Annotated in this window: 9 protein-coding genes; 1 reads left to right on the top strand and 8 read right to left on the bottom strand. The window is 67.0% G+C overall.

Translation table 11 applies throughout. The features are described 5' to 3' along the window. Positions 1 to 157: 157 nt before the first annotated feature. Positions 158 to 979: a class I SAM-dependent methyltransferase gene (locus tag JNK68_14865; protein ID MBL8541627.1), complete on the top strand. Its 822-nt coding sequence runs from the start codon at positions 158 to 160 to the stop codon at positions 977 to 979. A gap of 110 nt (positions 980 to 1,089) precedes the next feature. On the opposite strand, the gene JNK68_14860 is transcribed toward JNK68_14865, so the two are convergent. The 8 genes from JNK68_14860 to JNK68_14825 form a co-directional block, all read right to left on the bottom strand. Next, positions 1,090 to 1,575, bottom strand: a complete 486-nt coding sequence (locus JNK68_14860) for a hypothetical protein (protein ID MBL8541626.1) — start codon at positions 1,573 to 1,575, stop codon at positions 1,090 to 1,092. A 100-nt stretch (positions 1,576 to 1,675) separates the two neighbouring features. Then, positions 1,676 to 2,962 (bottom strand): FAD-dependent oxidoreductase, encoded by a 1,287-nt coding sequence (locus tag JNK68_14855; GenBank protein MBL8541625.1) that lies wholly within the window; start codon positions 2,960 to 2,962, stop codon positions 1,676 to 1,678. Positions 2,963 to 2,999: 37 nt separating this feature from the next. Next, complete coding sequence (locus JNK68_14850) at positions 3,000 to 4,562, bottom strand: VWA domain-containing protein (GenBank protein MBL8541624.1); 1,563 nt, start codon at positions 4,560 to 4,562, stop codon at positions 3,000 to 3,002. Further along, complete coding sequence (locus tag JNK68_14845; protein ID MBL8541623.1) at positions 4,559 to 5,980, bottom strand: AAA family ATPase; 1,422 nt, start codon at positions 5,978 to 5,980, stop codon at positions 4,559 to 4,561. The genes JNK68_14850 and JNK68_14845 overlap by 4 nt, the downstream gene beginning before the upstream one ends. Positions 5,981 to 6,083: 103 nt before the next feature. Further along, a complete protein-coding gene (locus JNK68_14840; GenBank protein MBL8541622.1) occupies positions 6,084 to 6,341 on the bottom strand; it encodes a MoaD/ThiS family protein in 258 nt (85 codons plus the stop codon). Beyond that, positions 6,338 to 7,627: an NAD(P)/FAD-dependent oxidoreductase gene (locus tag JNK68_14835; GenBank protein MBL8541621.1), complete on the bottom strand. Its 1,290-nt coding sequence runs from the start codon at positions 7,625 to 7,627 to the stop codon at positions 6,338 to 6,340. Before JNK68_14835 ends, JNK68_14840 begins: the two co-directional genes overlap by 4 nt. Positions 7,628 to 7,713: 86 nt before the next feature. Beyond that, a complete protein-coding gene (locus JNK68_14830) occupies positions 7,714 to 9,561 on the bottom strand; it encodes an aldehyde ferredoxin oxidoreductase family protein (GenBank protein MBL8541620.1) in 1,848 nt (615 codons plus the stop codon). Positions 9,562 to 9,574: 13 nt separating this feature from the next. Continuing rightward, a partial coding sequence (locus tag JNK68_14825) for a 4Fe-4S dicluster domain-containing protein (protein MBL8541619.1) occupies positions 9,575 to 9,802 on the bottom strand: 228 nt, incomplete at its 5' end.

The following is a 9,802-nucleotide window of genomic DNA, read 5'->3' as shown; positions in this document are numbered from 1 at the left end:
CAGGCGGGCGCGCCGCGCGGGGGAGCCCGCTGGATTCCTCTACTGAATGGGGCAAAGCCGAGAGATACTTGTCGACCGGCTGCAAAGTCACGCGGGACCGGAGCCACGTTCCGCTGGTAAGTTTCGCAGTGGCTTTGCGATAAGGCCCGAGGCGCGGATGAACCCTATCTCGAACACTGCCTACTACTGCTGCGGCGTGCGCATGGACGACGCCGAGCGCACCCCGTCGCTCTGCCACGATCACTACGCCCGGCGGTTCATGGATGCCCACGGACTGGAGGTGTTCGCGCCATTTCGCACGGAGACGATGCCGAATATTCTTAATATCACGCGCTGCCGCATCGTCGATGATCTCGTACGCCGCGAACTCACCAGGGAACGGGCGACTACCGTGGTCAGCATCGGCGCCGGTTTCGATACCCGGCCCTACCGGTTCAACGCAGGGCGCTGGGTCGAACTCGACGAGCCGCAGGTCATCGACGTGAAGAACGCGCGACTCCCTGCCGAAGAGTGTCCCAATCCGCTTGCACGCCTCAGTATCCGCTTCGCGACCGACTCGCTCGCCACGACACTCGCACCGCACGCTGGCGCAGCGCCGACGCTCGTGTTGATCGAGGGCGTGTTCATGTATCTGGAGCCGGCGGCGATCGAAGCCACGTTGCGCGCGGTGCGACAGGTATTCCCGCGTCACCTGCTGGTGTGTGACCTCATGAACCGGCGTTTCTTCGACAAGTTTGCGTACCGCATGCATCGAAAGATCGTCGCGACAGGTGCATCCTTCACGCGCCGCCCCGATGATCCTGCGGCTCAGTTCGTGAGGCACGACTACCGGCTCACGGCACGCATCCCGATGATCCTGCGCGCCGTCGAGTTCGGCGTTCTGCAGCAGCGCACCCGCATTCCAAACTTTCTCGCGAGGTTGATGCCCCGAGTATCGAAGGACATCAACGGCTACGCTGTCCACTGCTTCGAAATGTGACGGGGTCGTCGAAGGTCGTCTTGCGGCCAGTCAGCATCCATCTCATCGGCAACTTGACCTTGCACCCGCCTGGGATGATCGCGTCCGCACTCGGCTTCCTGCGCGGAGGCTCACTTGCTGCGGCGCTTGATGACTTCCTTGAGCAGAGCGATGGCCGAGGCCTCCGTGGCCTTCTCGCCCGAGACTGCCACGACGACGGCTTCGTCCTTGATGAGTGTTCCCGCCGACCAGCCCGCATCCGGCGCCACCCAGCCCCGAGTTCCCACGTCGGGCAGACGTCTGAATCCAGGAACGAGCTTGGGCTCCGGGAAGTACCGGGCGGCGACAACGGTCACCGTCGCCGACGACTCGTAGTCCTTGTCACTCCACATGCACCCCGAGCCTCCTGCCGCATTCTCGCCCGGGCCGACTGCAACGCCGGTGTAGGTCGCAATTTCTGCCTGCGTGAAGAGCTTGCATTGCGGATTGCCGGACGCGGCACCCTTGGCGTCTCCGGTCAGCTGGTCCTTCAGTTGCCGTGCATCAGGCGGCTGGCCATGCGCGGACAACGCCAGTAGCGTCGTGACGAGGACGCCGGCAATACTCAGGCTGCGCATGTTTCACTCCGAAGGACTGGTGGCCACGATGGTAGCAACGACGCCCGACATCCACCATCACGCGCGTGGCATCTGCGCGTCGCGTGGATGGCGTTGCACGTCACTCCCCCGGTTTCGCGGCGTGGCCGGCGCCCGAGAGACGGCCCGCCGACACCGCCTCGCTCAGGTCCACGAACGCATCCATCACGAGTTGTGGATTCTGCATGAGTCGCGCCTTCCACTCGCCGAGGTGGCGCCGCGTCTGGATGAGCCCGCGCATCGCGCCGACGTGCCGGATGTTGCCGATGGTGATGGCGCCGACGAGCATGTCGCCATCGAAGCACAGCCGCGTGTAATGGAAGTGCTCGGCGTCGATGTTCTCCACCGTCTCACCGCCCGGGCGGCCCTTCCACAGCCCGAAGGTGTAGGAGATGAGTCCGATGGTGTCGAGCACGTTCATGCCCAGGCTGCCCTGATAGGGCACGTTTCTGCCCGCCATGTTGAGCGCGGCAATGCGACCGTGCTCGGTCGCCGTCGGCTGCAGCGCGTGGACCACCCACTCGCCCGTGGAGAAATCGCGGCCCTGGGCCACGTCGCCGGCGGCGTAGATGCAGGGCACGGTCGTTTGCATGCGCTCGTCGACGATGACGCCCTTGTCGATCTCGACACCGGTGCCTTCGAGGAAGGCGATGTTGGGATGAACGCCGGTGGCCAAGATGATGAGATCGGCATCGAGGGTCTGATTGTCCAAGACGAGCCGCGGACCGGGCTCGATGCGCTCGCTGCGGCCCTGGGTGATGACATTCACGCCCTTGCCTTCGAGCCAGCGCTGGATCATCGCGCTGCCCACCGGCGTCATCATCGAGCGCAGGATCTGCCCCTGCCGACCGGCGATCACCGCGAGCTGCGCACCGCTTTCCACCAGCGACTTCATGATGACGCCGGCAACGAAGCCGGCGCCGAGCATCACCACGCGGGCGCCGGGCCTAAGCTTGGACACGATCACCCGCGCGTCGTCGAGCGTCCAGCAGGTGACGCAGCCGTCCAGATCCGTGCCGGGAATCGGCGGCAGGCTCGGTGACGAACCGGTGGCGACGAGCAGACGGTCGTAGTCGAGGCGGGCGCCATTGTCGAGCGCAACCTGCCCGCCGTTCGCGCCCGCGTCGACGCGTACCGCCTGGCGGTTGAGATAGCGCACGCGCAGCCGATCGAAATGGTCCGGGCTCCTGCGCTGATGCGCGCCGCTCTCGTCGATGCGCCCCGTCAGGATGTAGGGAATCGCCATGCGCGCGTACGGCTCGCCCGGCTCGCCGCTGACGAGCGTGATGTCGCACTTCGCGTCCTCGTGCCGCAGCGTCTCGGCTGCCCTCACACCGGCCGGGCCGGCGCCAATGATCACGTGCTTCATGTGCATGTCCTCCTCCCGAGGAAGATCGAGGCCGGTGCTATGCGCCGCCATCTCTCCCGCGTATTCCCGCGCGCACGGCCGCCGCGCCTTCCGCTTCCGAAACCGTTTCCGCGCGCCGCTCCAGCGTGCGCAGCGCCCCCGGAAAATACGTCGCCGTCAGACTCCTCGAATGCACTGGCGATTCGGCGTTGGTGCCGCCGTAACGTCGCCAGTCGCGAACCCAGAATACATCGTCCGTCACTTCCAATAGCCCGATGGTTTCGCGGTCGCCGATCAACACGCCCTGCACGCGCAGCCCCAGATTCTGCTTCGTGCCGCGCAGCCGTTCGACCACTTCCGCCGTCGCGCCGAATTCGCCGTCGGAAGCGATGAGCAGATCGGCCAGTTGCCAGCGCTCATCCTCGAGCTTGGCAATGGCGCGCTCCAGCGGGCCGCAGATATCGGTGCCGCCCTGGAACGACTGGCTCAGGAAACGCATCAGGCGCTCAATACCCGCGCGGTCAACGGCGAGTTCCATTTCGACGACTTCGTCCGTCCCCCCGAACGCGAAGACATGGCAGGGACGCTGCTGGGCGTGGGCGACGCGCACCGCCTCGAGCACGGTTGCCTTGGCCACCGCCTCGGCACCCCCGCGCATGGAGCCGGAGGTGTCCACGCAGACGAGCAGCGGCCCCATCTCGAGCCGCCTCTCCGGCTTGCGCTGCAATCGGGGGCGCTGGACCAGGGCTTCGTGGAAACGGATCTCCTGCAGCCGGTCGTCATCCTCATAGGTGAGCAGCGTGCGCTCCGCCCGCCGCGCGTGCCACACCAGCCGCAGCCGCGGATGCCCGAGCAGCATCGCCTCCGCCGGCAGCATGCGCCCGATGCGGTCGGAGCGGCAGATGCCGCGCGTTTCGCCGGGCAGGTCCGGCACGTGGATGGTATGGCTTTCTGCGCACTGCGCCGTTGCCTGTTCGATCACTTGCACGGTCGCGTGGCTGTGCTCGTCCGGTTCGTCCGTGAGCCGCGCCCGGCCGAGCGCGCGCAGGATCCGCACAAGATCCGGCAGGCGCTCGATCAGGCGACGGATGCGCACGATCTCTTGCCATCCCTCGCTGCGCAGCAGCCCGCAGAGCAGGTCCCAGCGTGTGTGCTTGGCTGCGTCGGGCAGCGCCCCGAACACTTCGACCAGTTCGTCGAGCAGCCCGCAGCGCTCCCTCCATTCGGAGGCGAAGGCTTCGACCGCGCGTTCCACGGCTTCGGCCCCGGTCGCTCCGCGGTCGATGCGGTCGACGATGCAATCCAGATGGAAAAGCAGGCTCGCGAGCACGGTGTCGGTCAGCGTCTCCTGGCCCAGGCAGAAGGAAGCCAGTCCGAGCGCTTGTATGGTCTCGGTGAGACGATGCGCGACCCGCGCTTCCGGCCAGCACCACACTCCGCCGGGAAGCAGGCCCTCGTGCAGGCAGCGGCGCAACTGGGCAAGCGTCGCCAGCCGGGTTTCGAGACTGCCCTGCGAATTGGTCGAGGCGCCGAGCCAGAGGCGTCGGGTCAATTCGTCGAACGCCGCCAGGCGGATTTCCTGATCCCGGAAAAGCAGTGGAAGGGGGGCGGCGGCGTTCACTCGACGCCGGCCAGTTCGTGCGCCACCGGCGCCGGCACCTCGCCCGTGTCCTGGGCGAGCCGCGGCAGCGACGCAAAACCCGCTCGCGCCGCAACGACGCGGTCGCGCAGGCCACGCAGCGTCTGCCCCGTCGCCGCCAGATTCGCCGCCACCGTGGTGCCGAAGTCGTCGTCCAGCCACAAGCTGTTGGCGCGATACTGCGCCAGATCCTGCGCGTGCTGAGCAAGCTCGCCCGCATAAGCGTCGATGCGCACCAGCAATTCGTCGATCTGACGCGTGCGCGCCTGGATGTGCGCCGCGCCGTAGCGTCGGCGGCGAGTGTGCGTGATGCGCAGGGCGTGCGACGCGCCTTTCGCATCGCCAACCTCCCCCGCCAGATCCTGCGCCGAGAAGCGCAGGCGCCCCGAGTCGTCGTAGTCGAGATCGTTGGCGCTGCGCTCGGCCTCCAGCTGCGCCTCGAAGGCTTCGACCACGCGCGCAAGCCGCGGCGGGGAGAACGCTTCGCACACGCCCAGCCGCGTGCACAGCCATGCGCGCACTGCGGCCTGCCGTTCGGCATCGGGCGCAGTGCACCACGGCAGGACGAAGAGATCCCACAGGCATACCGACGCGCGCCCCTCGCTCGCCGTCGCCATACTCATGAGCCACGCGATCTTCACCCAGCGGCGATCGGAGACGTAGACATCCTGTGCAGCGAGGTGCTGACGCAGTTCTCCCAGCATCGCCGTCACTTCGCGCGGGGCGTGAACCTCTGCAGCCGCGCGGCTCAGCGCGGTGAGGTCCGCCTCGCTCAACTGGCAGTCGCCGGCCGGTGGCACCCAGGCCTCGGGACGCCCCGTGCCGAGCAGCCGCGCGAAGCCCTCCGCGCTCACAGGTACGATTGGCAGACGCACGAGAAAGCGATCGAAGAAGGCTTCTGCCACTTCGTCCTCCGGCACCGCATTGGTGGCACCGATGACGCTGATCAGGGGGCAGCGCTGGCGCCCGGCGCCGTTGTCGAACTCACGCTCGTTGAGCAGCGTAAGCAGCGCGTTGAGGATCGCGCTGTTGGCCTTGAACACCTCGTCGATGAAGGCGATGGACGCGTCGGGCAGGAACCCTGTGGTGTGCCGCTCGTAGCGGTCCTGTTCCAGCGCCTGGATGGACAGCGGCCCGAAGAGCTCCTCGGGCACCGTGAAGCGCGTAAGCAGCCGCTCGAAATAGCAGGCGTCGCAGAAAGCGCAATGCAGCCGCCGTGCGAGCTCGCTCTTGGCCGTTCCCGGCGGGCCGATCATGAGGGTGTGCTCGCCCGCGAGCGCCGCCAGCAAGGCAAGGCGAACTGCCTGAGTGCGCTCGACCAGGCCACGCTCGAGGGCATCGAGGAGCCTGCGCAAGCGCCTGCCCAGCCCTCCGGTATCCGTTCCCGTCAAGGTCGCCATCAGCAAATTCTAGTCGAGACAGGAAGCCTCGGCCCGCGTCGCGACGCTGGCGACGGGGTCAGCTCAATAAGAGCCTGATACGTTGCGAACCAAAAGCGTCACCCTAGCCGCCGGCGACGGGGGGCCAGACGGCGAGGACGTCGCCCTCGCTCAGGGCCTTCTGGGCGCGCGCTGCAGGCGGCACATAGAGCCCATTGATGAGGACCAGATGGACGAGCTTCGGCGGCAGGCTGAAACGATCGATGACCTCTCCGATCGTGGTCGCTGCGGGAACATTCAGCGCGACCTCGTTACCCTTGCGCTCCCCTGCCGGCGGCAGGTAGTCCGACAGCGTCGCGAAGAGCTTGACGCGGACGTTCATCGCGCCGTGCGCAAAACGGCTGCAGGCGGCTGCGCTCCGACCGCCACCGCGGCAGCCAGCGACGCCTGCATGATGCGCGTCGGGTCGTGCAGCAGTTCGTCCTTCCACGGTCCGAGCTGTCGCCGGCTCTGGATCAGCCCGCGCAGCACGCCGACGTGCTCCGTCAGCCCGATACTGGTCGCGCCGATGAGGACATCGTCCTTGAACTGCAGGCTCAGGTAGCGGAAGTTCTCGCGATCGACGGTCTCGGCTCCCTGCCCGTCGATGTCCCCCCACCACTTGCCGAACGATGACGAGATGAGACCGAGCGTCTGCAGGACGTTGATCGCGAGTGCTCCGACGAAATGTGTTTCCCTGCCGACCATGTTGAGCGCTGCCACACGCCCCTGATCGACCGCATTCGGCTGAATAGCGTTGATGCCGCGCTCGCCGGTGCTGAAATCGACGCTCTCCGCGACGTCGCCCGCGGCATAGATGTCCGGCACGTTCGTGCGCAGACGATCGTCCACCAGCACCCCCTGATCGGTGGCAACATGGCTGCCGGCGAGAAACGCGACGTTGGGCTTGACCCCCGCTGCAGAAATCACAAGATCGGCCGGCAGTTCGTCGCCGCTGTCGAGCTTGACGAACACGGAGCCGGCGCGGTCCATGTCCGGCCGGATCGACATGACGCGCGCCTTGGTGTGCACGCGCACGCCCTTTTTCTCGCACCACGCGCGGATCATGCCGCCGGCGATCGGGGTCATCATGCGCGGCACCATGCGGTCCCCCATCTCGACCACGGTCAGATGCACGCCACGGCTGGCCAGCGCCTCGAGGATGATGCAGCCGATGAAGCCGGCGCCGATCTGCAGCACGCGCGAACCCGGTTTCGCCCGTGCGGCGATGGCACGTGCGTCGGCCAGCGTCCAGCAGGTCTGCACCGCCGGCAGATCGACACCGGCCACCGGCGGGCGCGTCGGGTGCGCGCCGCTGGCGATGAGCAGGCGATCGTAGGCGAGCGTCGTGCCGTCCCGGAGTCTCACCTCCTTCGCCCTGGTAACGACGCCCTCCACGTAGCCGCCGATCGTCCTGATGCGCAGGCGCTCGAAGTGGCCGGCGCCCTTGCGCAGATAGGTGCCGTCCTCCTCGATGTCGCCTTGCAGGAGATACGGCAGCGCCATGCGCGAGTACGGCGGTTCCGGTTCGTCGCCGATCATCGTGATGTCGGCGCGTGCATCCGCCTTGCGGATCGTCTCTGCGGCCACCACACCCGCGGGGCCGTTGCCGATGATGATGTGCTTCATGCGTGTCGGATACCGAAGGGGAAGCGCCGCGAACGCCACAGGACCGCTGTTGCCTGCGGTGGCGCAGCGCCTCCGGGTTGGCGGGATCAGAGACCGAGTCGCGACAGAGTTTCCGGCTTCGGCACACCGTCGGGCGTCCAGCCGCGGATCTCGTAGTATTCGGGCAGCATCTTGGCAAGCCCGTTCACCAGCCCCTTGGCAGGGCCGGTCTTGGCCGGCTCGTTCAGGAGCCGCGGCGGCAGCGTGTCGTCCTTGGCGCCGAGACCGGCTGCGATGTTGAACTGGCGCTCCATGTTCCAGATGCGCTCGCCCATGAGGTTGAGCTTGTCCATGCTCCAGTCGCCCTCGCACGCGGCCTGGATCTGCGGCTGGATGTCCGCCACCGTCCACGCGAAGGAGGTGAAGACACACAGGCCCGAGGAGTCGAACACGCTCGTCGCGTCCTGGAACGCCTTCACCAGCGCCGGCTTGCCGTCGGTGGTGAGCGGATCGGTCTTCACCGGGATGCCGAGCACTTCGGACGCGACCGTGTAGCCGCGCAGGTGACACGCGCCGCGATTGGCCGTGGCATAGGCCAGGCCCATGCCCTGGATGCCGCGCGAGTCGTAGGCCGGAAACTCCTGACCCTTTACGGTCATGGAAAGCTCGGGATGGCCATACTTCTCGCACAGGCGCTTCGAGCCCAGGCCGAGCAGCTTGCCGAACCCCTCGCCGCGCGCCGTCATCTCCGCCAGGCGCGCGAGCGCCGCGGCCGAGCCGAACGGCGCCTCCATGCCGATGTCGGCGTCCGTCAGCACGCCCATCTCGTAGAGCTCCATCGCGGCGCCGACGGTGGCGCCGAAGGAGATCGGATCCATGCCGTCCTCGTTGCAAAGCAGGTTCGCGTACTGCAGCGCTTCGAGATCGTCGACGCCGTTCGCGGCACCGAGCGCCCATGCCGCCTCGTATTCGAGGCCGCCGGAGGCACCCCAGTATTCCGGCTTGGTCGACACTGTGAAGTGCTTCTCGTCGATCTTGGAAATGCGCCCGCAGGCGATCGTGCAGCCGAAACAGGCCTGATTGGTGACGAGATGCGACTTGCCGTCGCTCGGCCGCTTCTCGTGCATGGCCTCGGCGGAAATCCGGCCGGCACCTTCGAACTGAACGTCGCGATGGTTGCGGGTGGGCAGCGCGCCGATCTCGTTGATCACGTTCATCAGCACCTGCGTGCCGTACTTGGGCAGGCCCTGGCCGGTGACCGCGTTCTCGGCGAGGATCTTCTTCTTCTCGAAGGTGATCTTCATGAACGCCTTCGGGTCGGCGATGCCGGTCGTCCCGCGGGTGCCGCGCACGGCGAGGGCCTTGAGATTCTTCGACCCCATCACTGCGCCGACACCGGAGCGGCCGGCCGCGCGATGCAGGTCGTTCACGATCGCAGCGAAGAGCACGCCGTTCTCGCCGGCGCGGCCGATGCACGACACGCGGATCAGCGGATCCTGGTGCTGTTTCTTGATCGTCTCCTCCGTGTGCCAGACCGTCGTGCCCCAGAGGTGTGAGGCATCCCGCAGCTCGGCTACGTCGTTCTCGATCCAGAGATAGACCGGCTTCGCCGACCTACCCTCGACGATCACCATGTCCCAGCCCGCCATCTTGAGCTCCGCCCCGAAGTAGCCGCCGGAGTTGGAGCAGGCGATGGCGCCGGTGAGTGGACCCTTGGTGATGACCGAGTAGCGCCCGCCGGTGGACGCCATCGTGCCGGTGAGCGGCCCAGTCGCCCAGATCATCTTGTTCTCCGGCGACAGCGAATCGACCTTCGGATCAGTCTCGGCCACCAGATACCTCGTCGCGAGCCCGCGCTGCCCGAGGTAATCCTGCGCCCATCCCATGTTGAGCGGCTCCGGCGTACAGGTGCCCCTGGCCAGGTCGACGCGCAAGACCTTACGTGCCCATCCCATGATGCATCCTCCGTTAAGCGTGTGCCGGATTGCCGACCTTGTCGGCCCACTGACGCATGCGGTCGAGCCCGGTCCAGTCGGCGTCGATGTAGGTGATGGCCCCCGTCGGACAGGCTTCGGCGCACGCCGGCTGCCCCCCGCACAGGTCGCATTTCTGCACCTTGCCGATATCCGCGACGTAATTCACCGTGCCGAAAGGACAGGCGATCGTGCATACCTTGCAGCCGACGCAGACGTCCTC

This window comes from Betaproteobacteria bacterium (assembly GCA_016791345.1).
Taxonomy (GTDB): domain Bacteria; phylum Pseudomonadota; class Gammaproteobacteria; order Burkholderiales; family JAEUMW01; genus JAEUMW01.
The sequence above is the reverse complement of the archived record's forward strand: the minus strand, read 5'-3'. Positions and strand labels throughout refer to the sequence as shown.